24 protein-coding genes are annotated in these 26,314 nt (G+C 60.7%); 11 read left to right on the top strand and 13 right to left on the bottom strand.

From position 1 onward, the window contains the following. Window positions 1–58 precede the first annotated feature (58 nt). A complete protein-coding gene (ribBA, locus tag ACQ4OE_RS26200; protein ID WP_430948401.1) occupies window positions 59–1,168 on the bottom strand; it encodes a bifunctional 3,4-dihydroxy-2-butanone-4-phosphate synthase/GTP cyclohydrolase II in 1,110 nt (369 codons plus the stop codon). Between the two features lie 68 nt (window positions 1,169–1,236). Between ribBA and ACQ4OE_RS26195 the strand changes: the two genes are divergently transcribed. Then, the gene (locus tag ACQ4OE_RS26195) at window positions 1,237–1,533 is read left to right on the top strand and encodes a DUF1330 domain-containing protein (protein ID WP_430948400.1); all 297 of its coding nucleotides are present in this window, start codon (window positions 1,237–1,239) and stop codon (window positions 1,531–1,533) included. A 144-nt stretch (window positions 1,534–1,677) separates the two neighbouring features. On the opposite strand, the gene ACQ4OE_RS26190 is transcribed toward ACQ4OE_RS26195, so the two are convergent. From ACQ4OE_RS26190 to ACQ4OE_RS26160, 7 genes are all read right to left on the bottom strand, one after another. After that, window positions 1,678–2,241, bottom strand: a complete 564-nt coding sequence (locus tag ACQ4OE_RS26190; protein WP_122594271.1) for an NUDIX hydrolase — start codon at window positions 2,239–2,241, stop codon at window positions 1,678–1,680. Window position 2,242: 1 nt separating this feature from the next. Next, the gene (locus ACQ4OE_RS26185) at window positions 2,243–2,995 is read right to left on the bottom strand and encodes a GntR family transcriptional regulator (RefSeq protein WP_122594272.1); all 753 of its coding nucleotides are present in this window, start codon (window positions 2,993–2,995) and stop codon (window positions 2,243–2,245) included. Between the two features lie 42 nt (window positions 2,996–3,037). Continuing rightward, on the bottom strand, window positions 3,038–3,442 hold the full coding sequence (locus ACQ4OE_RS26180) for a carboxymuconolactone decarboxylase family protein (RefSeq protein ID WP_016984498.1): 405 nt from the start codon (window positions 3,440–3,442) through the stop codon (window positions 3,038–3,040). 72 nt (window positions 3,443–3,514) lie between these two features. Then, window positions 3,515–4,000 (bottom strand): flavin reductase family protein, encoded by a 486-nt coding sequence (locus ACQ4OE_RS26175; protein WP_430948399.1) that lies wholly within the window; start codon window positions 3,998–4,000, stop codon window positions 3,515–3,517. Window positions 4,001–4,012: 12 nt separating this feature from the next. Further along, the gene (locus ACQ4OE_RS26170) at window positions 4,013–5,494 is read right to left on the bottom strand and encodes an aldehyde dehydrogenase (protein ID WP_430948398.1); all 1,482 of its coding nucleotides are present in this window, start codon (window positions 5,492–5,494) and stop codon (window positions 4,013–4,015) included. Beyond that, window positions 5,491–6,324, bottom strand: coding sequence for an alpha/beta fold hydrolase (locus ACQ4OE_RS26165; RefSeq protein WP_122594275.1), 834 nt, complete (start codon window positions 6,322–6,324; stop codon window positions 5,491–5,493). Before ACQ4OE_RS26165 ends, ACQ4OE_RS26170 begins: the two co-directional genes overlap by 4 nt. Window positions 6,325–6,355: 31 nt before the next feature. Continuing rightward, window positions 6,356–6,946, bottom strand: coding sequence for an amino acid synthesis family protein (locus tag ACQ4OE_RS26160; protein WP_122594276.1), 591 nt, complete (start codon window positions 6,944–6,946; stop codon window positions 6,356–6,358). Window positions 6,947–7,408: 462 nt separating this feature from the next. Here ACQ4OE_RS26160 and ACQ4OE_RS26155 point away from each other — a divergent pair, with 462 nt between their 5' ends. Together ACQ4OE_RS26155 and ACQ4OE_RS26150 are read left to right on the top strand one after the other, a co-directional pair. Next, the gene (locus ACQ4OE_RS26155) at window positions 7,409–8,452 is read left to right on the top strand and encodes a WD40/YVTN/BNR-like repeat-containing protein (RefSeq protein ID WP_430948397.1); all 1,044 of its coding nucleotides are present in this window, start codon (window positions 7,409–7,411) and stop codon (window positions 8,450–8,452) included. Continuing rightward, window positions 8,449–10,833 carry an efflux RND transporter permease subunit gene (locus ACQ4OE_RS26150; RefSeq protein WP_430948396.1) on the top strand — a complete coding sequence of 795 codons (2,385 nt, stop codon included), beginning with the start codon at window positions 8,449–8,451 and terminating at the stop codon, window positions 10,831–10,833. The genes ACQ4OE_RS26155 and ACQ4OE_RS26150 overlap by 4 nt, the downstream gene beginning before the upstream one ends. Window positions 10,834–10,991: 158 nt before the next feature. Here ACQ4OE_RS26150 and ACQ4OE_RS26145 read toward each other — a convergent pair whose 3' ends face one another. Beyond that, entirely contained in the window at window positions 10,992–11,711 is a 720-nt protein-coding gene (locus ACQ4OE_RS26145) for a FadR/GntR family transcriptional regulator (protein ID WP_430948395.1), read from the bottom strand. Window positions 11,712–11,951: 240 nt separating this feature from the next. Continuing rightward, entirely contained in the window at window positions 11,952–13,688 is a 1,737-nt protein-coding gene (locus ACQ4OE_RS26140) for an IlvD/Edd family dehydratase (RefSeq protein WP_430948394.1), read from the bottom strand. Window positions 13,689–13,881: 193 nt separating this feature from the next. On the opposite strand from ACQ4OE_RS26140, the gene ACQ4OE_RS26135 reads away from it, so the two are divergent. From ACQ4OE_RS26135 to ACQ4OE_RS26100, 8 genes are all read left to right on the top strand, one after another. After that, window positions 13,882–15,204: an MFS transporter gene (locus ACQ4OE_RS26135; RefSeq protein WP_108226766.1), complete on the top strand. Its 1,323-nt coding sequence runs from the start codon at window positions 13,882–13,884 to the stop codon at window positions 15,202–15,204. 146 nt (window positions 15,205–15,350) lie between these two features. Next, complete coding sequence (gene araD1, locus ACQ4OE_RS26130; protein ID WP_430948393.1) at window positions 15,351–16,343, top strand: AraD1 family protein; 993 nt, start codon at window positions 15,351–15,353, stop codon at window positions 16,341–16,343. A 9-nt stretch (window positions 16,344–16,352) separates the two neighbouring features. Further along, on the top strand, window positions 16,353–17,933 hold the full coding sequence (locus ACQ4OE_RS26125; protein WP_430948392.1) for an aldehyde dehydrogenase (NADP(+)): 1,581 nt from the start codon (window positions 16,353–16,355) through the stop codon (window positions 17,931–17,933). Between the two features lie 179 nt (window positions 17,934–18,112). Further along, the gene (locus tag ACQ4OE_RS26120; protein WP_122594284.1) at window positions 18,113–18,424 is read left to right on the top strand and encodes a DUF5629 family protein; all 312 of its coding nucleotides are present in this window, start codon (window positions 18,113–18,115) and stop codon (window positions 18,422–18,424) included. Further along, window positions 18,411–19,586 carry a lactonase family protein gene (locus tag ACQ4OE_RS26115; RefSeq protein ID WP_430948391.1) on the top strand — a complete coding sequence of 392 codons (1,176 nt, stop codon included), beginning with the start codon at window positions 18,411–18,413 and terminating at the stop codon, window positions 19,584–19,586. The genes ACQ4OE_RS26120 and ACQ4OE_RS26115 overlap by 14 nt, the downstream gene beginning before the upstream one ends. A gap of 156 nt (window positions 19,587–19,742) precedes the next feature. Continuing rightward, window positions 19,743–19,922, top strand: coding sequence for a hypothetical protein (locus ACQ4OE_RS26110; protein ID WP_430948390.1), 180 nt, complete (start codon window positions 19,743–19,745; stop codon window positions 19,920–19,922). Window positions 19,923–20,287: 365 nt separating this feature from the next. Continuing rightward, the gene (locus ACQ4OE_RS26105; protein ID WP_430948389.1) at window positions 20,288–20,500 is read left to right on the top strand and encodes a hypothetical protein; all 213 of its coding nucleotides are present in this window, start codon (window positions 20,288–20,290) and stop codon (window positions 20,498–20,500) included. Further along, window positions 20,497–20,754, top strand: coding sequence for a hypothetical protein (locus ACQ4OE_RS26100; protein ID WP_430948388.1), 258 nt, complete (start codon window positions 20,497–20,499; stop codon window positions 20,752–20,754). The genes ACQ4OE_RS26105 and ACQ4OE_RS26100 overlap by 4 nt, the downstream gene beginning before the upstream one ends. A gap of 60 nt (window positions 20,755–20,814) precedes the next feature. Here ACQ4OE_RS26100 and ACQ4OE_RS26095 read toward each other — a convergent pair whose 3' ends face one another. The 3 genes from ACQ4OE_RS26095 to ACQ4OE_RS26085 are packed head-to-tail and all read right to left on the bottom strand — an operon-like array spanning window position 20,815 to window position 26,290. Next, a complete protein-coding gene (locus tag ACQ4OE_RS26095; protein ID WP_430948387.1) occupies window positions 20,815–21,411 on the bottom strand; it encodes a glutathione S-transferase in 597 nt (198 codons plus the stop codon). Then, window positions 21,408–25,049 (bottom strand): AAA family ATPase, encoded by a 3,642-nt coding sequence (locus ACQ4OE_RS26090; RefSeq protein WP_430948386.1) that lies wholly within the window; start codon window positions 25,047–25,049, stop codon window positions 21,408–21,410. Before ACQ4OE_RS26090 ends, ACQ4OE_RS26095 begins: the two co-directional genes overlap by 4 nt. After that, the gene (locus ACQ4OE_RS26085) at window positions 25,046–26,290 is read right to left on the bottom strand and encodes an exonuclease SbcCD subunit D C-terminal domain-containing protein (protein WP_430948385.1); all 1,245 of its coding nucleotides are present in this window, start codon (window positions 26,288–26,290) and stop codon (window positions 25,046–25,048) included. The genes ACQ4OE_RS26090 and ACQ4OE_RS26085 overlap by 4 nt, the downstream gene beginning before the upstream one ends. Between the last annotated feature and the right edge of the window lie 24 nt (window positions 26,291–26,314).

Raw genomic sequence — 26,314 nt, 5'->3', positions numbered from 1 at the left:
CAACTCTTTTTTCCAACAACCCTCCCCGCTCCCACACTGAATTTGCGGAGGTCTCGGGTTATTCGCTGAAGGGGATGCTCTCGACCACTTCCAGGTCATACCCGGTCAACCCGGCGTATTTGAGTGGCGGCCCAAGATGCCGCAGCTTACCCACCCCCAGATTCTGCAGAATCTGCGCCCCAGTCCCCACCTCCGAATAAATCCGCGATTGCGAACGGCTGAACTGCCGCGGCGGCTGGGTCAATTGCGGCACGCGCTCCAGCAACGCCTGCGAAGACTCATGATTAGCCAGCACCACAACAACCCCATGCCCCTCAGCCGCGACCCGTTGCAACGCCGCCCACAGCGTCCAGTTGGTCGGCCCGCTGTAGTCGGCGCCAACCAGATCCCGCAGCGGATCGATCACATGCACACGCACCAGCGTCGGTTCGTCACGGCGCAAGTCGCCCATGACCATCGCCATGTGTACGCCGCCTTCAATGCGATCCTCAAAGGTGATCAAGCGGAACGCGCCATGCACCGTCGGCAGCTCGCGTTCACCAATCCGTTCGATGGTGTGTTCGGTGCTCAGGCGATAGTGGATCAGGTCGGCGATGGTGCCGATCTTGATCCCGTGCTTGCGCGCAAACACTTCCAGATCCGGGCGACGGGCCATGGTGCCGTCGTCGTTCATCACCTCGACGATCACTGAAGCCGGGGTGAAACCGGCCAAGCGAGCCAGATCACAACCCGCTTCGGTATGCCCGGCGCGAGTGAGCACGCCACCTTCCTTAGCGCGCAACGGGAAGATATGGCCCGGCTGCACCAGGTCTTCAGCGCGGGCATTGGGGGCGACCGCAGCGGCCACGGTGCAAGCGCGATCAGCCGCCGAGATGCCGGTGGTCACGCCAACCGCCGCTTCAATCGACACGGTAAATGCGGTGCTGAACACGCTACCGTTGGCCGGGACCATTTGCTCCAGACCCAAACGCTGGCAATGTTCGTCGGTCAGGGTCAGGCAAATCAGCCCGCGCGCCTCACGGGCCATGAAGCTGATCGCTTCGGGCGTGCAACGGTCGGCGGCCAGCAGCAGGTCGCCTTCGTTCTCGCGGTCTTCGTCATCGACCAGCAAGACCATTTTGCCGAGACGATAATCTTCGATGATTTCTTCGATGCTGTTGAAGGCCATGCTGGACTCTCAGGGTTCGTTGGAAATATATTGGTATACCATAATACAAAATCAACAAAGAGGTCACTATGAAGGCGTACTGGATTGCTCATGTGGATATAGCTGATGCCCATCACTACAGCCAATACACCCAGCGCGCGCCGGCGGCGTTTGCCGAGTTTGGCGCGAAGTTTCTGGCACGAGGCGGGCGCAGCGAGGCGATGGAAGGGCGCGAGACGCCGCAACGCAGCGTGGTGATCGAGTTCGAGAGCTATGAGAAAGCCGTGGCGTGCTACCACTCGGCGGCGTATCAGGAAGCGAAAAGTTATCGCGAAGAATGGGCGAGGGCGGAAATCATCATCGTTGAAGGTATCGGCCCACTCTGAAGCCTAGGGTATTGATCGTTCCCACGCTCCGCGTGGGAATGCCTCTTCGGACGCTCCGCGTTCGGCTTTGAAAGGGACGCGGAGCGTCCTGGGCTGCATTCCCACGCGGAGCGTGGGAACGATCAGAAAAAGCAGGTTGGGTGATCAGCGGATAAAGTGGATCTTCCCGCTATCGTCATTGCCCATATAGATCCCATACACCCCAGCCTGGCGCTCTTCGATATAGCGCTCGAGAATCTGCCGGATCGCCGGGTAATAGATCTGCTCCCACGGAATGTCTTCAGGCGCGAAGAACTTGTAATCCATGGTCTCCGGTCCGTATTGCCCGGTGATCTCCAGCGCGATGGCGCGGAAGATGATGTACACCTCGCTGATCTTCGGCACGCTGAAAATCGAGTACGGCGAGACGATTTCCGCGCGCACGCCGCTTTCTTCCCAGACTTCGCGGACGGCCGCTTGCTCGGTGGTCTCGCCGCTTTCCATGAAGCCGGCCGGCAGCGTCCAGGTGCCCGGGCGCGGGGGAATCGCCCGTTGGCACAAGAGGTATTTGCCGTCCTGCTCGATGATGCAGCCGGCAATGATCTTCGGATTGATGTAGTGGATGTAGCCGCAGCCGCGGCACATCAGGCGCTCGTGCGTATCGCCCGCCGGTATCTGCTGACCGAGGTCAGGGCCACCGCATTTCGGGCAAAAGCTCGGGCTGAACATGTCATTGACCTATGCGCGGTTCTTTCAGCGCGATCGGCAGGGTCATGGCCGGAGTTGCGCCGGTCTCTTCCTGCTTGCGCTTGAGGTAGTCGAGGGCCACGGCAGCCGCTGCGCGAACGTGATCGACGCAGGCCTGATGCGCCAACAGCGGATCGCCGCTCTTGATCGCCGCGACCATTTTTTCCATTTCCTGATTGCTCGCGCCGCGACGGTTTTCCTGGGACACCGAGGTCGCGCGCAAGTAGCTGATGCGCGCCTGCAACTGACGCAACTGAGTGGCCGCAACATGGTTGCCCGAACCTTCGAGCAGCACGTCGTAGAAGCCTTGCACCGAGTCGATGACCTGTTGCAACTCGCCGTCCTTCAACGCTTTGCGGTTGTCATCCAGGGCTTTTTCCAGGGCTTTGATGTCCTTGGCCTTGGCGCGCAAGGTGAACAGCTGAACGATCAAACCTTCCAGTACGCAACGCAATTCGTAGATATCGACGGCATCGGCCAACGTGATGATGGCGACACGCGGGCCTTTGGCATCGGCGAACTCGACCAGTCCTTCGGATTCCAGGTGACGCAACGCCTCGCGTACGGAGGTGCGGCTGACGCCAAGGCGATCGCACAGATCGCGCTCGACCAAGCGATCACCGGGCATGAGCTGGAAATTCATGATCGCGCTACGCAGTTTATCCAGCACGATTTCGCGCAGGGTAACGGGGTTGCGATTGACCTTGAAGCTGTCGTCGAGGGGCTGGCGTTTCATGGGGTCCGCTCTTTGGTTTGGCTGTCCATGCCAGACGGGCATCTAAACAGCCGAGGGGTTAACTGAGGCTTCGGCGTCGGCTTCGGCAAAGGCTTCACGGGCCAGCCGGAAACTGTCCACGGCTGCCGGAACGCCGCAATAAATGCCGACCTGAAGCAGAATTTCGCGTATTTGCTCACGACTCAGGCCGTTACGCAAGGCGCCACGCACATGCAGCTTGAGTTCGTGCGGACGGTTGAGCGCCGAGATCATCGCCAGGTTGATCATGCTGCGCTCCTTGAGCGACAACCCCTCACGCCCCCAGACATGGCCCCAGCAGTATTCGGTGACCATTTCCTGCAGGGGGCGGGTGAAGTCATCGGCGTTGTCGATCGAGCGCTGCACGTAGGCTTCGCCGAGCACCTGAGTGCGGATTTTCAGGCCTTTTTCGTACTTTTCGTTACTCATCATTCCTCCATTCCACAAGGTGTTCCCTGTGGGAGCGAGCAGGCTCGCTCCCACATGGAATCTGTGTGGCAATCAGGCCAAGGTCGGCAGCGGCCCGAGCTTGCCCTTGTGGTAAATCATCGGCGTCACCGGTTGCGCCGGCAGGATCAGATTCTTCACCGCGCCAACAATGATCGCGTGATCGCCGCCATCGTATTCACGCCACAACTCGCACTCGATGATCGCCGTAGCCTTGGCGAGGATCGGGTTACCGAGTTCGCTCAAATGCCATTCGATGTTCTTGGCCTTGTCCTTGCCTTTCCCGGCGAAGGCATAGGCCTCGGCGGTCTGGTCGGCGGACAGCAAATGGATCGCGAATTTCTTGCTATCCCGCAGAATCGGGTACGTGTCAGAAGCATAGTTTGGGCAGAACAGCACCAGCGCCGGGTCGATCGACAGCGCGCTGAAGGCGCTGGCGGTGATGCCGACGATCCCGCCTTCCGGGTCAACAGTGGTGACCACCGTGACGCCGGACGGGAACGAGCTCATGACGTCTTTGTAAATGCCGGGTTCGATCATTTCTCAGGACTCCTAGCGCATCACAAACGGATCAGGCATGGGCGCCTGAGACAGGTTGATCCACACCGTTTTCAGTTCGGTGTAGGCCAGCACCGAATCGATGCCGCTTTCGCGTCCATAGCCACTGTTCTTGAAGCCGCCGATGGGCGCCATCGCCGACACCGCGCGGTACGTGTTGACCCAGATGATCCCCGAACGCACGTCGCGCGCCAGACGATGGGCACGACCGAGATCGCGGGTCCAGATGCCGGCGGCGAGGCCGAACTGCGAGTCGTTGGCGATCGCCAGCGCTTCGGCTTCATCTTTGAAACGAATCACCGACGCCACCGGGCCGAAGACTTCTTCCTGCATGATCTTCATCGAATTGCGGTCGCATTCGAACAGCGTCGGCTCGTAGAACCAGCCTTCGCCGAGATCGGTTGGGCGCTTGCCGCCGGTACGCAAACGCGCGCCTTCAGCGATAGCATCGGCAACTAAACCTTCCACCACCGCCAGTTGCTGCGCGGTGGCCATCGGGCCCATCTCGCTGTTGTCTTCCTGCGGGTTGCCGATGCGAATGCGCTGGGCGCGTTCGACCAGTCGATTGACGAATTCTTCGTAGATTTCGTCCTGCACCAACAGCCGCGAACCCGACACGCAACTCTGACCGGACGCGGCATAGATCCCGGCAATCGCGCCGTTGATCGCGCTGTCCAGATCGGCGTCGGCGAAGATGATATTCGGCGACTTGCCGCCCAGTTCCAGCGACAGCTTGGCGAAGTTCTCGGCGCTGCTGCGCACCACATGCCGCGCTGTCGCCGCGCCGCCGGTGAAGGCGATTTTGCGGATCAGCGGATGGCGGGTGAGGGCGGCGCCGGTGCTTGGGCCGTAACCGGTGACGACGTTGACTACACCCGGCGGAATCCCGGCTTCGAGGGCCAGACGTGCCAGCTCAAGAATCGTCGCCGAAGCGTGTTCGGACGGCTTGATCACAATCGTGTTGCCGGCGGCGAGGGCCGGGGCGAGTTTGATCGCGGTCAGATAGAGCGGGCTGTTCCACGGAATGATCGCCGCGACCACACCCATCGCTTCGTGCACGGTGTAGGCGAACAGATCGGGCTTATCCAGCGGCAGCGTGCCGCCTTCGAGTTTGTCGGCAAGGCCGGCGGTGTAGTGGAAGAACTCCGGCAGATAGCTGACCTGGCCGCGGGTTTCGCGGATCAGTTTGCCGTTGTCGCGGCTTTCCAGTTGCGCCAGTTGCTCTTTGTTTTCGGCGATCAAGTCGCCGAGGCGGCGCAGCAGTTTGCCGCGCGCGGTGGCGGTCAGGCCACGCCAGGCCGGGCTGTCGAAGGCAGTCTGTGCCGATTGCACTGCGCGTTCGACATCAGCTTCATCGGCGTCAGGCAGTTCGGCCCAGGCTTGCGCCGTGGCCGGGTTGAGGCTTTCGAAGGTCTTGCCGGAGAGGGCGTCGACCCATTCTCCGCCGATGCACATCTGGAAGCGTGCGAGCGTCATGCAACGATCCCCTTTATATGGTTTTGTCGGGAGTGTGCGAATTCGAGAAATTCCAGCAGCGTCTGATTGACCAGGCGCGGCGACTCTACGGGCATCATATGCCGTTGCTCGGGCAACACGGCAACCTTCGCACCGGGGATGCGTCGGGCCAGTTGCTCGGCCATTTGCGGGGTCGAACCCGGATCGAGTTCACCGGTGGCGATCAGCGTCGGCGCCTGAATGCTGCTCAGGTCGTCGGCGCGGTACATGTCTTGAGTGGCGAACAATTCGTAAGTGGTCAGGTAACCCTGCGGATCATTATTGGCGAGGGTCTGGCGCAATGCGGCGATCTGCGCCGGATTGGCCGCCTGATACTCGCGGCTGAACCAGCGTGACAACGCCGCTTCAGCATTGGCGTCCGGGCCATGTTCGGCGGCTTGCGCGGTACGTGCGATGACGCCGGCACGCTGTTCTTCGCTGCGGTTGAACACGCTGTTCAACACCACCAGGCTTTGCAGGCGCTCCGGATAATGCAGGGCAAAGGCCCGCGCGACCAGACCGCCCATGGAGAAACCGATCACCGCTGCCTGGGGCAGATTCAGGTGATCGAGCAGCTCCAGCAACTGATCGGCGTAACCGAGCAGATTGGTGCCGCTGGCCGGTCGCGGGCTGGCGCCATGGCCAAGCATGTCGTAGGCGATCACCCGGTACTGGCTGGACAGGCCGACAATCTGCCCGCCCCACATTTCTTTGTTCAGGCCCACGCCGTGGATCAAAACCACGGGCTGGCCTTGGCCGGTCGCCAGGTAACTGGTGCCAGCCGGGGTGAGTTCAGCGGTGAGCCGAATCATGGAGCGCTCCTGCAATGCCTTTTTATTGTGGTTACTGGGCTTTTTCGGCGGCCAGTTCTTCCAGATCGATGTAGCGGTTGCCGATGCGCGGGTGCAGGCGACCACCGTCGGCGCAACCCAGCACGACAACGATTTCGTCGGCACGTGGCGCGTCTTCGATCTGCATTTCCAGAGTGATGTAGTGCGAACGCTGACCTTCGTCGTCCTTGTGCATCATCGGGATCTGAATCGAGGTGCCCGGGCCGCCGCGCTTGTTGGTGAAGCTCAGGTAGCTCTTGGCGTTGACGGCTTCGCGGTAGTGGTTGCCGAAGCGCAGGGTGTGGATCACGGCGGAGGCGTGTTCGATCTCGCCGTCAGCACCGACCACAGCGGCTTTGCCGTAGGCCTCGATTTTGTCCGCACCGCCGATGATGCCGACCAGACGCTCAACCATCAGCGCACCGAGGTCGGAGCAGTTGGCGCGGATCTGCGGCTTGAGGTCTTCAACGAAACCGTTGCCGACCCAAGGGTTTTTCATCACCACGGCGAGGCCAACCATGGTCACGGGTTTGTCAGTGGCTTTGCCGCCTTCGATGAAGGTTTCTTCGACATAGCTGACGATCTTGCGAATTTCGAAACTCATGAGCTGCTCCGTTGAGGGATTGAGAGTGTCTGTGCGTCTGATGGTATACCATAATACCGATCGTGCAAGTCCCCCCGGCAAGATTCGTTTCATCCATCCGGCGAATGGCGCTGTATTCACCCGCCACCCCACATCCCCAATTCGCCTCAGGTCCCTGTGGGAGCGAGCCTGCTCGCGAAAGCGGTGGGTCAGCCAATAAAGAGGGTGACTGTTACCCCGCATTCGCGAGCAGGCTCGCTCCCACAATGGAAATCACTGGCAGCAGAAGCCTGTGTGCGGTTAACAAAAGATAACGTGGCGCCGATTGTCAGACGTTTCGAAAGCCCGATAGGATGAGCCAGCTTCCGAAGTGGCTCTGGATTGCGGGTTTCAGGACTATGCTCCTGAGCAGCCATCAGCGGAGCACACTTGCGGCGCCCTTGAAGGCCAGATGGCCTAACAATAATAAAGAGGGGAAGGTCTATGAGTCGTTGCCGCCCGCCGGCGTTACGCAACACCGCGTTGTTGGCCACAGCACTCTCGATGCTGGGCCTGGCCATGTTATCGGCACCGGTAATGGCTGCCGAGGCGCCAGCCGACGTGGTCTATGCCACCGAATCCAGCAAAGCCGCGAAAAGCCTGATTCTCGATGTTGTCCACGCCGGTGCGCGTTTGGTGGCGGTCGGGGATCGCGGGCACATTCTCTATTCCGATGACCAGGGCAAAACCTGGACCCAGGCCAAGGTGCCGAGCCGGCAACTGCTGACGGCGGTGTATTTTGTCGACGACAAGCACGGCTGGGCGGTCGGCCACGACGCGCAGATCCTCGCCAGTGCAGACGGCGGTCTGACCTGGACCAAGCAATTCGAAGACCTCAAACGTGAATCGCCGCTGCTCGACGTCTGGTTCAAGGACTTCGACAGCGGTTTCGCCGTGGGCGCTTACGGTGCGCTGCTGGAAACCACCGACGGCGGCATAAACTGGGAAGACGTCAGCGACCGCCTCGACAACGAAGACCAGTTCCACCTCAACGCCATCGCGGCGGTGAAGGACGCCGGGCTGTTCATTGTCGGCGAGTCGGGCAGCATGTTTCGCTCCGCCGACGACGGCCAGACCTGGGAAAAACTCGAAGGCCCTTACGAAGGCTCGCTGTTCGGCGTGATCGGCACGGCGCAACCGCAGACCCTGCTGGCTTACGGCTTGCGCGGCAACCTCTACCGCTCCACCGATTTCGGCAGCAACTGGGAGCAGGTCGAACTGAAAGCCGCGCGCGGTGCGCTGGAGTTCGGTCTGTCCGGCGCGACCCTGCTTGAAGACGGTTCGATCGTCATCGTCGGCAACGGCGGTTCGGTGATCAGCAGCAGCGACAACGGCGAGACCTTCAGCGTGTTCAACCGTCCGGACCGCATCTCACTGTCTTCCGTCACCGCTGCCGGCGACGGCAACCTGATTCTGACCGGGCAGGGTGGCGTCCACACCACTCAGCCAAACGGCGCCGAAGTTAATAATAAGAAGGCGGGGCTATGACTTCCTTGATCACTCCTCAGCAGGAAAAAGCGACGGTACTTGAGCGTCTGATCTTCAATAACCGCCCGGCAGTGATCCTCATCTGTCTGGTGGTGAGCATTTTCCTGTTCTGGCAGGCCACGCTCATCCGGCCGTCGACCAGTTTCGAAAAAATGATCCCGCTCAAGCACCCCTTCATCGAGAAGATGATGGAGCACCGCAACGATCTGGCGAACCTCGGCAACACGGTGCGCATTTCGGTCGAAGCCACCGATGGCGACATCTTCTCCAAGGAATACATGGAGACCCTGCGCCAGATCAACGACGAGGTTTTCTATATTTCCGGCGTTGACCGTTCCGGTCTGAAGTCGCTGTGGAGCCCGAGCGTACGCTGGACCGAAGTGACCGAAGAGGGTTTTGCCGGCGGGGAAGTGATCCCGCAGAGCTACAACGGCTCGCAGGACAGCCTCGATCTGCTGCGCAATAACGTACTCAAGTCCGGCCAGGTCGGGCGTCTGGTGTCCAACGACTTCAAGTCGAGCATCGTCGACATCCCGCTGCTGGAGTCCTACCCGGACCCGGAAGACCAGGGCAAGTTGCTCGCACTGGACTACCGCAAGTTCTCCCATGAACTCGAAGACAAGATCCGCAACAAGTTCGAAGCGCAGAACCCCAACGTCAAGATCCACATCGTCGGCTTCGCCAAGAAAGTCGGCGATTTGATCGACGGTCTGGTGATGGTGGTGCTGTTCTTCGGCATCGCATTCGTCATCACCCTGATTCTCTTGTTGTGGTTCACCAACTGCCTGCGCAGCACCATCGCGGTACTGAGTACAACGCTGGTGGCGGTGGTCTGGCAACTCGGCTTGATGCACTTCTTCGGCTTCGGGCTCGATCCGTATTCGATGCTGGTGCCGTTCCTGATCTTCGCCATCGGTATTTCCCACGGCGTACAGAAGATCAACGGTATCGCCCTGCAATCCAGCGAGGCCGACAACGCGTTGACCGCCGCGCGGCGCACGTTCCGGCAACTGTTCCTGCCGGGGATGATCGCGATTCTCGCGGACGCGGTGGGTTTCATCACGCTGCTGATCATCGACATCGGCGTGATCCGTGAACTGGCCATTGGCGCGTCCATCGGCGTGGCGGTGATCGTGTTCACCAACCTGATTCTGCTGCCGGTCGCCATTTCCTATGTCGGCATCAGCAAGCGCGCGATTGCCAAGAGCAAGAAAGACGCGAACCGCGAACACCCGTTCTGGCGCCTGCTGTCGAACTTCGCCAGCCCGAAAGTCGCGCCGATCTCCATTGCCCTGGCGCTGATCGCCTTGGGTGGCGGTCTCTGGTACGGCCAGAACCTGAAAATCGGCGACCTCGACCAAGGCGCGCCGGAACTGCGTCCGGACTCGCGCTACAACAAGGACAACAACTTCATCATCAACAACTACTCGACCAGTTCCGACGTGTTGGTGGTGATGGTCAAGACCAAGGCCGAAGGCTGCTCGCGCTACGAAGCCATGGCGCCGATCGATGAACTGATGTGGAAGATGCAGAACACCGAGGGCGTGCAGTCGGCGATCTCGCTGGTGACCGTGTCCAAGCAGATGATCAAAGGCATGAACGAGGGCAACCTGAAATGGGAAACCCTGTCGCGCAACCCGGACGTGCTGAACAACTCGATTGCCCGCGCCGACGGTCTGTACAACAACAGTTGCTCGCTGGCGCCGGTGCTGGTGTTCCTCAACGATCACAAGGCTGAAACCCTGGATCGAGCGGTGCACGCAGTGCAGGATTTCGCCAAGGACAACAACAAGGACGGTCTGGAATTCATCCTTGCTGCCGGTAATGCCGGGATCGAAGCGGCCACCAACGAAGTCATTAAACAGGCTGAGCTGACCATCCTGATTCTGGTGTACATCTGCGTGGCGGTGATGTGCATGATCACCTTCCGTTCGTGGGCGGCGACCCTGTGCATTGTCCTGCCGCTGGTGCTGACCTCGGTACTCGGCAACGCGCTGATGGCCTTCATGGGCATCGGTGTGAAAGTGGCGACGCTGCCAGTGGTGGCGCTGGGTGTGGGGATTGGTGTCGACTACGGCATCTACATCTACAGCCGCCTGGAAAGTTTCCTGCGCGCGGGGCTGCCGTTGCAGGAGGCCTATTACCAGACGCTGAAATCTACCGGTAAGGCAGTGCTGTTCACCGGTCTGTGCCTGGCGATCGGCGTGTGCACCTGGATCTTCTCAGCGATCAAGTTCCAGGCTGACATGGGCCTGATGCTGACCTTCATGCTGCTGTGGAACATGTTCGGTGCACTGTGGCTGCTGCCGGCCCTGGCGAAGTTCCTGATCAAGCCGGAGAAACTGGCGGGGCAGAAGGGTAACTCGCTGTTTGCGCATTGATTTGAAGGGCTGAAACGACAAAGCCGCAACCTTAGGGTTGCGGCTTTTTTTGTGGCTCAATATCAAAGTCAAGATCAACAGCCCCTCACCCTAGCCCTCCGGAAACGTCGGACCGCCCCGAGGGAGAGGGCTAGGGTGAGGGCAGAGGATCTCAAGCGTTAAGTGAGTTCAGCGCCAAGCACAACACTCAAAGCACTACGCGCATCATCCAGCTGCACCAACGTCGCATGCCGAGCCCCCAGCGCATCACGATTCTCAATCGCCGTAAGAATCGCCTTATGCCGCGGCAACGCCAATTCATGCAGATTCGGTCGCTGATTCGAATGCTTCAACGCCTCGGCAATCGCCACCGAGAGCATGTTGCACAGGTTCGCCAGCAAGTCGTTGTGGGTCGCATCGGCAATCCTACTGTGGAAATCCAGATCCGGCTGCAGCAGCGCTTCCGGGGTTGGCGCCGCTTCCATGCGCTGATAGGCCTCACCAATCGCGGCAATATCGGCGTCAGTCGCATGCTGGGCGGCGAGGGCGGCTGCGGCGGGTTCGATGATGCTGCGCACGCTGGTCAGCACGTTGAAGAATTCATTCTGCGGGCTGCTTTGCATCAACCAGTGCAGCACGTCCGGGTCGAGCATGTGCCATTCGCGGCGCGCTTTGACCACCGTGCCGACGCGCGGCTTCGAATACACCAGACCCTTGGCCACCAGCACCCGCGTGGCTTCACGCAACACCGGCCGGCTGACCGCGTACTCCTCGCAGAGCAAGGCTTCGGCGGGCAGTTTGTCGTCGGGCTTGAAGCGTCCGGAGACGATCTGCATGCCCAGTTCCTGGACGATGCGCGAGTGCATGCTTTTGCGGTCGGAGGGTTTGCGGTAATCCATGGGGAGCGGCGCGATCCTGAGCGATGGAGATGCCGGGCATCATAGCAGGCACGGCACAATCTTGAGGCGGGGAATGATCGTTCCCACGCTCTGCGTGGGAATGCCGCCCGGGACGCTCTGCGTCCCATTTCAGAGCTGGAACGCGGAGCGTCCCTTGAGGCATTCCCACGCGGAGCGTGGGAACGATCAAACGATCAATGTGGGAGCGAGCAGGCTCGCTCCCACAGGAGAATTGCGCTGTTAGTGAGAGTGGCGCGGCACTTCAGCCCCGCGGCAACCGACGAGGAAGTCAAAGTCACAACCCTGATCCGCCTGCAATACATGGTCGATATACAGCTGACGATAGCCACCCACCAACAACTGCTGCGGTGGTTGCAGATCCGCCATGCGCGCCGCCAGTTCGGCATCCGGAATATCCAGGTGCAGACGCCCGGTGGCGCAATCCAGCTCGATCCAGTCGCCTTCCTTCACTGTCGCCAAAGGTCCGCCAGCGGCGGCTTCCGGCGCCACGTGCAAAACCACCGTGCCGTAAGCGGTGCCGCTCATCCGCGCGTCAGAAATGCGCACCATGTCGGTCACACCTTGAGCCAACAGCTTGGCCGGCAAGCCCATATTGCCGACTTCAGCCATGCCCGGATAACCCTTCGGCCCGCAGTTCTTCATCACCAGAATCGAATCCTTATCGACGTCCAGTTCAGGATCGTTGATCCGCGCCTTGTACATGTCGAAGTTCTCGAACACCACCGCACGGCCGCGATGCTGCATCAATTCCGGCGTCGCAGCCGACGGCTTGAGCACCGCACCGAGTGGCGCCAGATTGCCGCGCAACACACAAATCCCGCCGTCGGCGCGGATCGGATTGTCGAGGGTGCGGATCACCTCATCTTCACCGTAGATCGGCGCGTCCTTGGTGTTCTCGCCGATGGACTTGCCGTTGACCGTCAGCGCATCCGGATTAGGGATCAGATTGGCCTCACCGAGACGGCGCAGCACCGCTGGCAAACCACCGGCGTAATAGAACTCTTCCATCAGGAAACGCCCGGACGGCTGCAGGTCGACGATGGTCGGCATGCCGCGCCCGATGCGGGTCCAGTCGTCCAGATCCAGCTCGACGCCGATGCGCCCGGCGATGGCTTTCAAGTGAATCACCGCGTTGGTCGAACCACCGATAGCAGCGTTCACCCGGATAGCGTTCTCGAAGGCTTCTTTGGTCAGAATCTTCGACAGTTTCAGATCTTCGCGAACCATCTCCACCGCGCGCATGCCGGACATGTGCGCCAACACATAACGTCGCGCATCCACCGCCGGAATCGCCGCGTTATGGGGCAGGGAAGTGCCGAGTGCTTCAGCCATGCAGGCCATCGTCGACGCGGTACCCATGGTGTTACACGTGCCCGCCGAACGCGACATGCCGCCCTCGGCTGCGAGGAAATCGTCGATGGTGATGGTGCCGGCCTTGACCTGTTCGCTGAGCTGCCAGACCACGGTGCCGGAACCGATGTCCTTGCCCTTGTGTTTGCCGTTGAGCATCGGCCCGCCGGTCACAACAATCGCCGGCACGTCGCAACTGGCCGCGCCCATCAGCAGCGCCGGAGTGGTTTTGTCGCATCCGGTCAGCAGCACCACGCCGTCAATCGGGTTGCCGCGAATCGCTTCTTCCACGTCCATGCTCGCCAGGTTGCGGGTGAGCATGGCGGTCGGGCGCAGGTTCGATTCACCGTTGGAGAACACCGGGAATTCCACAGGAAAGCCACCGGCCTCGATCACCCCGCGTTTGACGTGCTCCGCGATCTGGCGGAAGTGCGCGTTGCACGGGGTCAGTTCCGACCAGGTGTTGCAGATGCCGATGATCGGCTTGCCGTGGAACTGGTGGTCGGCGATGCCCTGATTCTTCATCCAGCTGCGGTACATGAAGCCGTTCTTGTCGGCCGTGCCAAACCATTGGGCGGAGCGCAGGGTGGGTTTCTTATCAGACATGATCGATTCTCTTATTGTATGACTATAATGTTCCAGCTACGGCTTAATCTAAGCGCAAAATCCTAGGTTTGGAAGTGTTGTTGGTGAATTAGTATTACTATATAGTCGTTTTCGACGGAGGGATTGCCCTGACGGTTTTCCGTGAGAGGCGTCCCCCGAGGTTCTATAAAAACAACAATCGGAGACCGATCTCATGAGCCAGGAACTGCGGCTAATCCGGCGCATAACGCTGAAACTGATTCCTTTCCTGATCCTGCTGTACCTGATCGCCTATGTGGATCGCTCCGCCGTCGGCTTCGCCAAGCTGCACATGGGCGCCGACATCGGCATCGGCGATGCGGCTTACGGCCTCGGCGCCGGGCTGTTCTTCATTGGCTACTTCCTCCTCGAAATCCCCAGCAATCTGATGCTTGAACGCTTCGGCGCACGGCGCTGGTTCGCGCGGATCATGATCACCTGGGGCGCCATCACCATCGGCATGGCCTTCGTTCAGGGCCCGCACAGTTTCTACGTGATGCGCTTCCTGCTCGGCGCGGCCGAGGCGGGGTTCTTCCCCGGCGTTCTCTACTACATCACCCAATGGTTCCCGGTGCGCCATCGCGGCAAGATCCTTGGCCTGTTCATCCTCTCGCAGCCTATCGCGATGATGATCACCGGCCCGGTGTCCGGCGGTCTGCTCGGCATGGATGGCGTGCTCGGCCTGCACGGCTGGCAGTGGCTGTTCATCGTCATCGGCACCCCGGCGATCCTGCTGACCTGGCCGGTATTGCGCTGGTTACCGGACGGCCCGCAGCAAGTGAAGTGGATGGATCAGGCAGAGAAAGACTGGCTGACCGGCGAGCTGAAAAAGGATCTGCAGGAATACGGCCAGACCCGCCACGGCAATCCGCTGCATGCGCTGAAAGACAAGCGCGTGTTGCTGCTCGCCCTGTTTTATCTGCCGGTGACGTTGAGCATTTATGGGTTGGGCCTGTGGTTGCCGACGCTGATCAAACAGTTTGGCGGCAGCGATCTGGTCACCGGTTTCGTGTCATCGGTGCCGTACATCTTCGGGATCATCGGTTTGCTGATCGTGCCGCGTAGTTCCGACCGTCTGAATGATCGTTACGGGCATCTGGCTGTTCTGTATGTGCTGGGCGCGATTGGCCTGTTCATGAGCGCGTGGCTGTCGATGCCGGTGGCGCAACTGGCGGCGCTGTGTCTGGTGGCGTTCGCGCTGTTTTCCTGCACAGCGGTGTTCTGGACATTGCCGGGGCGATTCTTTGCCGGCGCGAGTGCGGCAGCGGGGATTGCGTTGATTAACTCGGTGGGGAATCTCGGCGGGTACATCGGGCCGTTTGTGATTGGCGCGTTGAAGGAATACACCGGCAATCTGGCGTCCGGGCTTTACTTTCTCTCGGGGGTGATGGTGTTTGGCTTGATTCTGACCGGCATCGTTTATCGCGTGCTGGAACGCAAACACGTTCTGCCGGTTGACCAGTTCGCCGCCAGCGCACGCGGCGCTACCCGCACCTGACAGACCCACACCGACCCCCTGTGGGAGCGAGCCTGCTCGCGAAGAGGCCGGCACATTCAACATTTGAGGTGACTGCTACACCGCTTTCGCGAGCAGGCTCGCTCCCACAGGGGACAGCGGTGTTTTTGAGGGAATAGGAGAAAATCATGCATCTGGTTCAATTCGAATTAAGCAACCGCGAGCGCCGCGTCGGCGTGGTCGACAACGGTCTGGTGCGCGAAGTGCAGGACGCCCGCAGCGTGCGCGATCTGGCGCTCGCCGCCATCGAGGTCGGCAACACCCTCGAACAGCAAGTGCAAACCCTCGGCCTCGGCATCAGCCACGATTACGCCGAGCTGCTGTCGCAACTGCGCATCCTGCCGCCACTCGATCACCCGGACCCGGCGCACATGCTGATCAGCGGCACCGGCCTGACGCACCTCGGCAGCGCTTCGGCGCGGGACAAAATGCACCAGCAGGCCGGCGATGAAGCGACGATGACCGACACCATGCGCATCTTCAAATGGGGCGTGGAGGGCGGTAAACCGGCGGCGGGGCAGGCCGGTGTGCAACCAGAATGGTTCTACAAAGGCGATGGCAGCATCGTCGTTCGCCCCGGCCAGCCGTTCCCAGTGCCGCCGTTTGCCGAGGACGCCGGTGAAGAACCCGAGATGGCCGGGCTGTACATCATCGGCAATGACGGCAAGCCGTATCGACTGGGCTTTGCGGTGGGCAACGAGTTCTCCGATCACATCATGGAACGCAAGAATTACCTGTACCTCGCGCACTCGAAATTGCGCAGTTGCAGTTACGGGCCGGAACTTCGCACCGGTGAATTGCCTCAACATCTGGCAGGCACCAGTCGCATCCTGCGTAACGGCGAAGTGCTCTGGCAGAACGAGTTTCTCAGCGGCGAGGCGAACATGTGCCACAGCCTCGCCAACCTCGAATACCACCACTTCAAATACAGCCAGTTCCTGCGTCCGGGCGACGTGCACATTCATTTCTTCGGCACCGCGACCCTGTCGTTTGCCGATGGCATCCGCACCCAGCCGGGCGACGTCTTCGAAATCAGCCAGGCTGAATTCGGCGCGCCGCTGGTCAACGGCATCGTCCCGGTTCCGGCGGCGTTTGAACCCGACAGCATCGGCACCCTTTAAGGAGATCCCATGACTCAGATTCTCGGTCACAACTACATTGGTGGTCAGCGCAGCGCCGCTGGCAACGTCAAACTGCAATCGGTCGACGCGACGACGGGCGAACAGCTGCCCCACGATTTCATCCAGGCCACGGCTGAAGAAGTCGACGCTGCCGCCAAAGCCGCCGCTGCCGCGTACCCGGCCTATCGCAGCCTCAGCGCCGAACGCCGCGCGCAGTTTCTCGATGCGATTGCCGATGAACTGGATGCTCTCGGTGATGATTTCGTCGCCGTGGTCTGCCGCGAAACCGCGTTGCCGGCCGGGCGCATTCAAGGTGAGCGCGGTCGCACCAGCGGCCAGATGCGCCTGTTCGCCAAAGTCCTGCGCCGGGGTGATTTCTACGGTGCGCGGATCGACCTGCCGCTGCCGGATCGTCAGCCATTGCCACGCCCGGATCTGCGTCAGTACCGCATCGGCCTCGGCCCTGTGGCGGTGTTCGGGGCGAGCAACTTTCCATTGGCGTTTTCCACCGCTGGCGGCGACACCGCTTCGGCACTGGCCGCCGGGTGCCCGGTGGTGTTCAAGGCCCACAGCGGCCACATGGCCACGGCTGAATGGGTCGCTGACGCACTGATTCGCGCCGCAGAAAAAACCGCCATGCCAGCGGGCGTGTTCAACATGATCTACGGCGGTGGCGTCGGCGAATGGCTGGTCAAGCACCCGGCGATTCAAGCGGTCGGCTTCACCGGTTCGCTCAAGGGCGGTCGTGCGCTGTGTGATATGGCGGCGGCGCGCCCGCAACCCATTCCGGTGTTCGCCGAAATGTCGAGCATCAACCCGGTGATCGTCCTGCCGCAGGCCCTCGCCGAGCGCTCGGAAACCGTCGCCCGCGACCTGACCGCCTCGGTGGTGCAAGGCTGCGGTCAGTTCTGTACCAATCCCGGTTTGGTGATCGGCATCCGCTCGCCAGCGTTCAGCGCGTTCGTGCAGCAGGTCGCTGGTTTGATCGGTGATCAGCCAGCGCAAACGATGCTCAACGCGGGCACCCTCGGCAGTTACGGCAAAGGTCTGCAGAAGCTGTTGGCTCATTCCGGCATCGAACATCTGGCCGGCAATCCACAGCAGGGCAATCAGGCGCAGCCGCAATTGTTCAAGGCCGATGCCAGTCTGTTAATCGATGGCGATGAAGTGCTGCAGGAAGAAGTGTTCGGCCCGACCACGGTGATTGTTGAAGTGGCGGACAAGGCGCAACTCAGCGCCGCGCTGCACGGCCTGCATGGGCAACTGACGGCGACGATTATCGGTGAGCTGGCGGACTTCGAACGCTTCCCCGAGCTGACGCCGTTGCTGGAGCAGAAGGTCGGACGGATCTTGCTCAACGGCTATCCGACCGGCGTCGAAGTGTGCGACTCAATGGTCCACGGCGGGCCGTATCCGGCGACGTCCGATGCGCGCGGCACTTCCGTCGGTACGCTGGCCATCGACCGTTTCCTGCGTCCGGTGTGCTTCCAGAACTACCCGGACAGCTTGTTGCCCGAGCCGCTGAAAAACGCCAACCCGCTGCGCATCCAGCGCCTGGTTGACGGCAAGCCCTCGCGCGACGCGTTGTAACTGACAGCCAATATCCCCTGTGGGAGCGAGCCTGCTCGCGAATGCATTCTTTCAGTCAGCCTTTCATGCCTGACACACCGCATTCGCGAGCAGGCTCGCTCCCACAAGGGTTCCCCATAAGGCCTCTGGATCACATTGAGCTATCATTGGCCCTTTCCCCCCTAGAAAGACTGTTTGCCATGACTGCCCAAACCCTTCTCAACGCCCTCGAACACTGCGGAATGGTCGAAATCGACGGCCTGCACGCCTTCGAATTCGCCCTCGATGAAGACGACAACCTGCACATCGAATGCATCGACGGCCGAGCGGCCAAGCATTGGGAATTCACCCCGGCTCAGGTTGCAGCGGCAACGTTCGACGACTCTCTGCAGAGCTGGCTGATCGTCGGTTATTTCAATGAAACCAAAGCGATCGGCGAGCACCGCCTGGTTTGCCATGGCGATGTCGTCAGCAGCAGCGACGAAGAGGATGACACTGATGAAAATGCGTAAATTCTGGCCGCTGCTGATGGCCGGCAGCGTCGGTGCCATGGGCCTGTCCACGGCATCTGCCGAAAATTTCCAATTGCTGGTCGGTTCCTACACCGCCGGCACCAGCCAGGGCATCTATCGAATGAACTTCGACAGCGCCACTGGCCAGGTCGCCGCCAAGCCGCTTCAAGTGGTCAAGAGCGAAAACCCGTCGTGGCTGACCCTGTCCAAAGACCAGCAGCGCCTGTTCGTGGTCAACGAAAACGGCCCGGGCCAGAAAGACCCGGTCGGTCGCGTCAGCAGCTATTCGGTCGACCCGAAAACCCACGCGCTGACCTTGATCAATCAGGTGCAGAGCCTGGGCAACGAGCCGACGCATTCGAGCCTCAGCGCTGACGCCAGCCACTTGTTCGTCAGCAACTATTCGGTGGTGGAAGATCCGGGCGGAACCCTGGCGGTGTTGCCGGTGGGTGCTGACGGCAAACTGAAACCCGTCGTGCAAATGAGCGCGCATCCGGCCAGCCGGGTCAATCCTGAGCGTCAGGCTTCGAACCACGTGCACTCGACGGTCTCTTCGCCGGACGGTCGCTATGTGTTCTCCAACGACCTGGGTGCGGACAAGGTGTTCATCTACCAGTTCGACCCGAAGGCCAATCCTGAGCTGCCACTGACCCCGGCGAAAACTGCCTCGGTGACGTTGCCAGCTGGCAGCGGCCCGCGCCATTTGCTGTTCAGTGCTGACGGTAAACACGCCTGGCTGACCATGGAAATGAGCGCGCAGGTTGCGGTGTTCGATTACAACGACGGCGTGCTGACCCAGACGCAACTGGTCGATCTCGCCGCCGGCCAGCCGACTTCGGACAAGGCTGGCGCAGCGTTGCATGCTTCGGCGGATGGCAAGTTCCTCTACGTCAGCAACCGTGGCACCGCCAATCAACTGGTGGTGTTCAGCATCGATCCGGCGACCGCCCAGCTCAAAGAGCTGCAAAAGCGCTCGGTGGAAGGTGATCACCCGCGCGAGTTCAGCCTCGACCCGAGCGGCAAATTCCTGCTCATCGCCAACCAGAAGAGCAACCAGATCGTCGTCGTTGAACGTGACGGCAAGACCGGTCTGCTCGGCAAAACCGTGCAGAAACTACCTATGGACGCGCCCAGCGACCTCAAGTTTCTAGTGCGACAATAAGCCACAGGCCCCGGTTTACGGGGCCTGTCTCTTTGTATTAATCGCGCTGATAACCGGTAATGCTACAAAGCATTTCAAGCGAGTAACCGTCGAGCGTTAAGTTTGCTTCACAGCCCAACCGGGCAAGCAAGCCAACCGAACACGAGGGTTACCGCCATGAACTTCAATCTCTTCTCCGTTATCGCCGCTTCCGCCATCTCCGCCACCGTTGTGCTGCCAGCCAGCGCCAACGTGGAAATCGCCAGCAAAAAATCCCACACCCAGAGCTACACCCAGAAATACCTGCAGCAGAGCGCCAACTTCTACGCCGCGCTGGATCACAAAACTCAACACTGAAATTTTTGCCTCTGCCAGAGCTGCCGAAGGCTGCGATCTGTTGAACGTGTTTGTTAAAAGCACACTCAACAGATCGCAGCCTTCGGCAGCTTTTTGATCGTTCCCACGCTCTGCGTGGTAATGCCTCTAGGGACGCTCCGCGTCCAGTGACGCGGAGCGTCACGGGCTGCATTCCCACGCGGAGCGAGGGAACGATCAACGCTGCCTTCGTAGGCGCTCGGCAGCATCATAGGTTTTCCCGAACGCGCAGATAGACCGGCTAAATAATCAACGAAGCTGATGTTCACTATGGCAAACCCTGAGTGGTTACTCCGGCTTTTCTGATTGATCCTGTGGTCATCGAAACATGCCCACGGGAGAACACCATGGCCAGTGCAATCATCACTTCAGCCAAACGCGGCGCCTATCTGGCCATCGGTCTTTACCTGGCCGTGGTGCTGTTTGTCAGCATCGCCGCGCAAATGGAACACAACTTCGCCGCACCGATTGACGTCGCCCATCCAGGCATCCAGTTCGAAGTCCGCTCGCACAGCGTGATGGTCGATCGGGCTGAACTCGCAGGAGTCGGCGGCGCATGAAAGGCTACAGACTCTGGGTGATCGGCGCTCTGGCGTTCTTCACCAACGGCGCTTCATTATTGGGCATCGGCCAGGGCTCGGTAGGCGCATTGGCCCGGGCCATAGAGGCCAATCACAGCATTGCGCACAACATCGAAAGGGCGAATACGCTGGGACTGATGGCCGGCAATCCACCGGTGAAGGCTGCCGCCAATTTCCTCGGCCCGTTTGAAGTGGATTGCTCGGCACTTGGCATGTGCCAGGTGTTGGCCTGAGTTGATGACTGATCGTTCCCACGCAGAGCGTGGGACGATCATCACGCAGGAGGGTAAGGATTACTTCTTCATAATTGAAGTGAAAAGGTTTGATTCGAGAAAGCGCTGCAACCAGGCCTGCAAGCGAACATAAGGCGTCTGCGCAAACCACTCGCGATCGACATGAGCAAACTGCCGAACGAACGGCAGCAGGGCGATATCGGCAAGACAAGGATGATCGGTGACGAGGTAATCGTTTTCCATCAGCAGCAAATCCAGATGCTGCGCGATCATCGAGCATTCCATGCGATAGACATCCATCGGCTTTTCGGGATAGCGCTCTGCGTACTTATAGTGATTCAGCGAGGTCTTGAAGGTCTGGTCGTTGGTCTGGATCAGCATGTCCATCATGGCCTCGCCTGCGGGATCATCCTTGAGCAACCAGTCATCCGGATCATTCTGCGCCAACGCCCAGCGCATGATCTCCAGACTCTCATCAATCACCCGACCCTCAGCGTCCAGCACTGGCACGGTGCCTTTGGGCGAGATCGCCAACATGTCAGCCGGTTTGGCCTTGAGGCTGACTTCAATGATGTCCACTGGCACGCCCGAATAACGCAGGGCCATCCGCGCACGCATGGCGTACGGGCAGCGGCGGAACGAATACAGCGTGTTCATTTCACCTCCAGTGTGCTCAAACCATTGCCCTGGCGCTGCACCTGAATCTGCACCGGAATCCGCTCGTGCATTTCCTGCACGTGGGAAATCACCGCGACCTTGCGGCCCTGCGCCTGCAAGCCATCCAGTGCATCCATCGCCAGTTGCAGCGACTCCGGATCGAGGCTGCCAAAGCCTTCATCGATAAACAGCGACTCGATTTTCAGCGTGCTCGATGCCATCGACGCCAGACCCAACGCCAGCGCCAGCGACACCAGGAACGTTTCACCGCCGGACAGCGAATGTACCGAGCGCAATTCGTCGCCCATCTCCGTGTCCATCACCAGCAAACCAAGCATGCTGCCGCCCCGTTTCAGGCGATAGCGTTTGACCAGTTGGCGCAGTTGCACGTTGGCGTGATGCACCAGCAAGTCGAGGTTGTAGGCCTGAGCGATCTTGCGGAAGGTGTCGCCGGTCGCCGAACCGATCAAGGCACTCAGTCGAGCCCAGCGCTGATATTCGGCATAGGCGTCGGCGATCTGCTGCGCCAGCGCCTGATTGGCGTTTTGTCGGCGCTGATCCTCGACTTGTTCGGCGCGCAGTTCGGCGCATTGCTGCTCACTGACGGTGGACTGATTCTGCAACTCAGTGAGGGCGGTGGCGAGTTGCTCGGCCTCGAGATTGCCGTTGTGCTGAGCCTGATGCGCGATCAAGCGTTGATCGCGTTCCTGCAGCAGAACCTTGGCCTGTTCGATGGCTTTTTCATTTTGCTGCAAGCGTTGGCGCAGTTCAGCGAGTTGCGCGTCATCGACCCGCAGCAAGTCTTCGAGACCACCGTCATCCAGTTCCGGATGACGGGCGCGCCAGTCGGCAATCTTGCCGGCCAGATCCTGGTCTTCGCTTTCCAGCGCCTGCTGACGTTCCTGCTGCGCCTTGAGCTCAGCGGCGATCTGCACGAGCTGCGTGCGCACGCTTTGCAGTTCCTGCGCCGTAGTGGTTTCGGCGCTGCGCGCTTGTTCCACAGCGTGTTCCAACTGCTGCTGCCACTGCTCGGCGCTGCTGTGCTCGCCAAGTAATTGTGCGAGTTTCTGCTGGCAGAGTTGCTGCTGCTCGGCCAGCGCTGCGAATTGCTGTTCGGCAGTCTGCGCTTGCTGCACGCGAGTCTGCTGACGATCCTGTTCTTTCTCCAGCGTCTGCTGACGTTGCTGCTGCTCGCTCAGTTCTTCCTTTTGCTGATCCACTTGCGCCAGGCGCTCGGCGATCTGCCGGTCGAGCTGCAGGAACGTCGCCGCGGGCTCTTGGCGCAGGGCTTCGAGTGTGTCTGGAGGGAGCAGAGTGGCGAACGCCGTCAGTTCTTCGTCGAGTCGCTGGCGGTCGCTGCTCAGTTCGCGCTGCTGGTTGCTCAGGTGCTGCGCCGCTTGCTGATGCGCAGTTTCGGCCTGACGCAATTGCTGGGTCAGGCGCGCGGCATCCTGTTGCAGGGTGAGCAGGGCGCTCTGGCGCTGTTCGTCCTGCGCGATGCTCTGGTTCAGTTGCTCGTTCTGGCGATTGAGCCAAGCGTCGCGTTTGTCGGCGTCCTGATTCAGCAACTGTGCAGACAGCGAATGCGCATCGAGGCTCGGCGCGAGGGCCTGTTGCTGGTTCGCCAATTGCTCCTGTTGTTGCAGCAGTTCTTTTTGTTGCGCGATGACGCCGACCACTTCGGCGCGCAACTCCGTGAGTTTTTCCTTGAGCTGATCGACGACGTGCTGGGCGTTGGCCTGCTCACTTTCATCATGGCGACCGAGGCTTTGCAGCAGCGCTTCCGGCTGGTGATACGGGTGCTCGTTGCTGCCGCAGACCGGGCACGGCTGATCGTCCTGCAACTGCGCACGCAGCTCTTCGACACTGGCACTGCGCGCCAGGCGTTGGCGCTCAAGCAGTTCGCGGGTGACGTTGAGGGTTTGTTCGGCAATGGTCAGTTCGGCTTTCGATTTCACGCCGTCCTGGGTCAGCCGTTCACGTTCTTGCTGGGCGCTGAGCTGGCGTTCTTGCAGCTCAGCGCCGCGCTTGTCGAGATCCTGTTGGCTGGCCCAAAGGCGCGACAAATCTTCGAAGGCGCGCAGTTGCTTGCGGTTGTCCTGCAGCAGCGTGCCGAGGATGCCGATCTGTTCTGCAACGGCGTCCGGTTCGGCGCCGGCCTCTTTGAACAGCACTTCCAATTGCTGCTTCTGCTGGGTCAACGTCTCAGCGCTGCGCGTGGCGCTTTCTTCAAGGGCTGCCAATTCGGCCTGGCCCTTGTTCAAACGGTTGCCGATCAGCATCAGCTGTTGCAGACGATCGCGGTAGGCGTGCCACGCATCGCTCAACGGCGCCAGATGAGCGCTTTGTTCGAGCTCAGCGGCAATGCGCTGCAGGCGCTCGGCCACTTGGTTTTGCTTTTCCAGCAAGGTTTGAATGGCACTCTGGCCGTCGCTGCTGGCCTGTTGCGCGTTGGCTTTGGCGTCAGCGCAAGCGGCGACTTCCTTAGCCAGACGGGCGAGGGTGCTTTGCTCTTCAAAGGCCTGACGCAAAAGCGGGGCGTTTTCCGACTGGCGCTGTTGCGCATCGGACAGTGCGACTCTGGCTGCTTCAAGATTGTGCTCAAGTTGCGTCTGGCGATCAGTCAGTTCCGCGTGCTGCCGGGTGTGTTCGGCAATTTGTGCTGCCAACGGCGTCAGCAGCGCATCGAGTTCGGTTTTACGCGCGAATTGATGCCGTTGCGGACCGAGTTGCTCCAGTCGCGTCAGTTTCAGCCGTTCGCCGGCCAGACCTTCCGATTGCTGTTGCGCACTGTCCAGTTGTTCCGTGGCGGCCTGCTGCGCGTCTTGCAAGACACGCAAATCCTTAAGCCAGGCGTGCTGTTGCTCAAGCTGTTTGAGCTGGGCCTGCTGCAATTTCAGTTGTTGCTGCGCAGCGTTGAAGCGCTCATCCAGTTCGGCGCGAGTCTCAGGCGGCAACGGCGTCACGCCAGTGGCCTGATCCTGCAACAGCTTGTGCGCTTCGCGGGCCTCTTTGGTCTTGTCGAAGGCGCGGCGGCCGAGGCGGGTGTACAGCGCCGTGTCGGTGAGTTTTTCCAGCAGTTCGCTGCGGTCGTTGTCGTCCGCCTTGAGGAACGCGCTGAACTCGCTCTGCGCCAGCAGCACGGCGCGGGTGAACTGTTCGAAGTTCAGGCCCAGTGCCGCTTCCAACTGAGTTTTGTACTCGCCTTTCTGGCTGGCGAGCAGTTGATCCTGATCGATGTCGCGCAGGCTCTGACGGCTGGCCTGCAACTTACCGCCAGCCTTTTCGCGAGCGCGATTGGCTTCCCAGCGCGCACGATAGCGGCGACCGTCGACACCGACGAAATCGACTTCGGCATAGCCTTCGCCGGTGCCGCGACGCAGCAGGGTGCGCGGGTCACCGGTGGCGATTTCGCCGTCGGCATCGGGGACTTTGGCGTCACGGCCGGTGTTGTTCAGACGCGGCACGGCGCCGAACAGCGCGAGACACAACGCGTCGAGCAGGGTGCTTTTGCCGGCGCCGGTCGGGCCGGTGATCGCGAACAAACCGGCGCTGGCCAGCGGTTCAGCGGTGAAATCAATTTCGAACGGTCCCGCCAGCGAGGCGAGGTTCTTCAAGCGAATGGCGAGAATCTTCATGGCTGCTCGCCCTCCAGTTGCACGTCTTGCAGCAGTTCGGCGAAGTCCTTCAGCGTCTGTTCGTCGACCTCGTTGCCGTAGTTGTCGAGCCAGGCGCGGCTGAACAATTCCTGCGGGGTGAGTTGATCCAGTTCGATCAGCGCGGTGCCGTCCTCGCTGCCATCCGCGCCACGGTTGCCGGCGTATTCGGCGGCGATGCGCACCAGGCGCACGGCTTTGCCTTGCAGGGCGTTTTCCACTTGATGGCGCAGGTCTGGCTGCGGTTCGTCGAGGATCACCCGCACTTCCAGCCACGGCTGGCGCTGAGTTTCGGCGAGCAGGTCGATGTTCGGCAGGTCGGCCAGTTGCAACAGAATCTCCGCCAGCGGTGCCGGGCCGATGCGTTGCAGGTTGACCGAGCGCGGAATCAGTTTCGGCTCGACGCTGACCAGGGTTTCGCCGTCGAGGGTGACGTCGAGGATCTGGTGTTGATAGCCGATCTCCGAGAACGACAATGGAATCGGCGAACCGCTGTAGCGAATGCGCTCCTCACCGTTGACCTTCTGCGGCTTGTGCAAATGGCCGAGGGCGACGTAGCTGATGCTCGGCCCGAACAGGCTGGCGGGCAACGCTTCGGCATTACCGATGATCAGGCTACGCTCGGAGTCTTCCGAAACGGAGCCGCCAGCCATGTGCGCATGGCTGATGGCGATCAGCGCCTGACCCGGTTTGCGCTTGGCGTTGGCGGCTTCGATGAGCCATTCATGCACTTGGCCGATGCCGCGCAAATAGTTGTCGCCCAGATGCGCACCCGTCACTTCCGCCGGACGCAGGAACGGCAGCGCCAGACACCATGCGGCGATATCGCCTTGAGCATTCGGCAATGGCAGCAGCAAGCGTTCGGCATCGAGTTGGCCGTCGTCCAGCCACAACACCCGACCCAGCGCATGGGTGCGCAAACGGCGCATCAACGGCGCCGGCAGTTCGATCCGCGAGCCGGAATCGTGGTTGCCGGCAATCATCACGATGGTCAGCAACGGCTGCTGCTCGTGGGCGCTGACGATGAAGTCGTAGAGACGTTCCTGGGCTTTGACCGGCGGATTGACCGTGTCGAAGATGTCACCGGCGATCAGCAGCACATCCGGCTGCGCCAGTTGCAGTTGGCGCAGCAGCCACTCGAGAAAACAGCCGTGCTCGAAATCGCGCTCCTGGCCGTGCAGGTTTTGCCCAAGGTGCCAGTCGGAGGTGTGGAACAGACGCAAGGTGGACTCCGCAACAATTAGAGG

It is taken from the genome of Pseudomonas sp. WC2, assembly GCF_050586545.1.
Classification (GTDB): domain Bacteria; phylum Pseudomonadota; class Gammaproteobacteria; order Pseudomonadales; family Pseudomonadaceae; genus Aquipseudomonas.
This window is presented reverse-complemented; position numbering and strand designations above follow the sequence as displayed.

What these genes read in the sequence shown, in the direction of transcription:
- ACQ4OE_RS26190 (WP_122594271.1), bottom strand. Translation starts at nt 2,241, where the DNA reads ATGTTCAGCCCGAGCTTTTGCCCGAAATGCGGTGGCCCTGACCTCGGT.
- ACQ4OE_RS26195 (WP_430948400.1), top strand. Translation starts at nt 1,237, where the DNA reads ATGAAGGCGTACTGGATTGCTCATGTGGATATAGCTGATGCCCATCAC.
- ACQ4OE_RS26095 (WP_430948387.1), bottom strand. Translation starts at nt 21,411, where the DNA reads ATGAACACGCTGTATTCGTTCCGCCGCTGCCCGTACGCCATGCGTGCG.
- ACQ4OE_RS26125 (WP_430948392.1), top strand. Translation starts at nt 16,353, where the DNA reads ATGACTCAGATTCTCGGTCACAACTACATTGGTGGTCAGCGCAGCGCC.
- ACQ4OE_RS26180 (WP_016984498.1), bottom strand. Translation starts at nt 3,442, where the DNA reads ATGAGTAACGAAAAGTACGAAAAAGGCCTGAAAATCCGCACTCAGGTG.
- ACQ4OE_RS26165 (WP_122594275.1), bottom strand. Translation starts at nt 6,324, where the DNA reads ATGATTCGGCTCACCGCTGAACTCACCCCGGCTGGCACCAGTTACCTG.
- ACQ4OE_RS26185 (WP_122594272.1), bottom strand. Translation starts at nt 2,995, where the DNA reads ATGAAACGCCAGCCCCTCGACGACAGCTTCAAGGTCAATCGCAACCCC.
- ACQ4OE_RS26090 (WP_430948386.1), bottom strand. Translation starts at nt 25,049, where the DNA reads ATGAAGATTCTCGCCATTCGCTTGAAGAACCTCGCCTCGCTGGCGGGA.
- ACQ4OE_RS26135 (WP_108226766.1), top strand. Translation starts at nt 13,882, where the DNA reads ATGAGCCAGGAACTGCGGCTAATCCGGCGCATAACGCTGAAACTGATT.
- ribBA (WP_430948401.1), bottom strand. Translation starts at nt 1,168, where the DNA reads ATGGCCTTCAACAGCATCGAAGAAATCATCGAAGATTATCGTCTCGGC.
- ACQ4OE_RS26110 (WP_430948390.1), top strand. Translation starts at nt 19,743, where the DNA reads ATGAACTTCAATCTCTTCTCCGTTATCGCCGCTTCCGCCATCTCCGCC.
- ACQ4OE_RS26145 (WP_430948395.1), bottom strand. Translation starts at nt 11,711, where the DNA reads ATGGATTACCGCAAACCCTCCGACCGCAAAAGCATGCACTCGCGCATC.
- ACQ4OE_RS26140 (WP_430948394.1), bottom strand. Translation starts at nt 13,688, where the DNA reads ATGTCTGATAAGAAACCCACCCTGCGCTCCGCCCAATGGTTTGGCACG.
- araD1 (WP_430948393.1), top strand. Translation starts at nt 15,351, where the DNA reads ATGCATCTGGTTCAATTCGAATTAAGCAACCGCGAGCGCCGCGTCGGC.
- ACQ4OE_RS26170 (WP_430948398.1), bottom strand. Translation starts at nt 5,494, where the DNA reads ATGACGCTCGCACGCTTCCAGATGTGCATCGGCGGAGAATGGGTCGAC.
- ACQ4OE_RS26150 (WP_430948396.1), top strand. Translation starts at nt 8,449, where the DNA reads ATGACTTCCTTGATCACTCCTCAGCAGGAAAAAGCGACGGTACTTGAG.
- ACQ4OE_RS26105 (WP_430948389.1), top strand. Translation starts at nt 20,288, where the DNA reads ATGGCCAGTGCAATCATCACTTCAGCCAAACGCGGCGCCTATCTGGCC.
- ACQ4OE_RS26175 (WP_430948399.1), bottom strand. Translation starts at nt 4,000, where the DNA reads ATGATCGAACCCGGCATTTACAAAGACGTCATGAGCTCGTTCCCGTCC.
- ACQ4OE_RS26120 (WP_122594284.1), top strand. Translation starts at nt 18,113, where the DNA reads ATGACTGCCCAAACCCTTCTCAACGCCCTCGAACACTGCGGAATGGTC.
- ACQ4OE_RS26160 (WP_122594276.1), bottom strand. Translation starts at nt 6,946, where the DNA reads ATGAGTTTCGAAATTCGCAAGATCGTCAGCTATGTCGAAGAAACCTTC.
- ACQ4OE_RS26100 (WP_430948388.1), top strand. Translation starts at nt 20,497, where the DNA reads ATGAAAGGCTACAGACTCTGGGTGATCGGCGCTCTGGCGTTCTTCACC.
- ACQ4OE_RS26115 (WP_430948391.1), top strand. Translation starts at nt 18,411, where the DNA reads ATGAAAATGCGTAAATTCTGGCCGCTGCTGATGGCCGGCAGCGTCGGT.
- ACQ4OE_RS26155 (WP_430948397.1), top strand. Translation starts at nt 7,409, where the DNA reads ATGAGTCGTTGCCGCCCGCCGGCGTTACGCAACACCGCGTTGTTGGCC.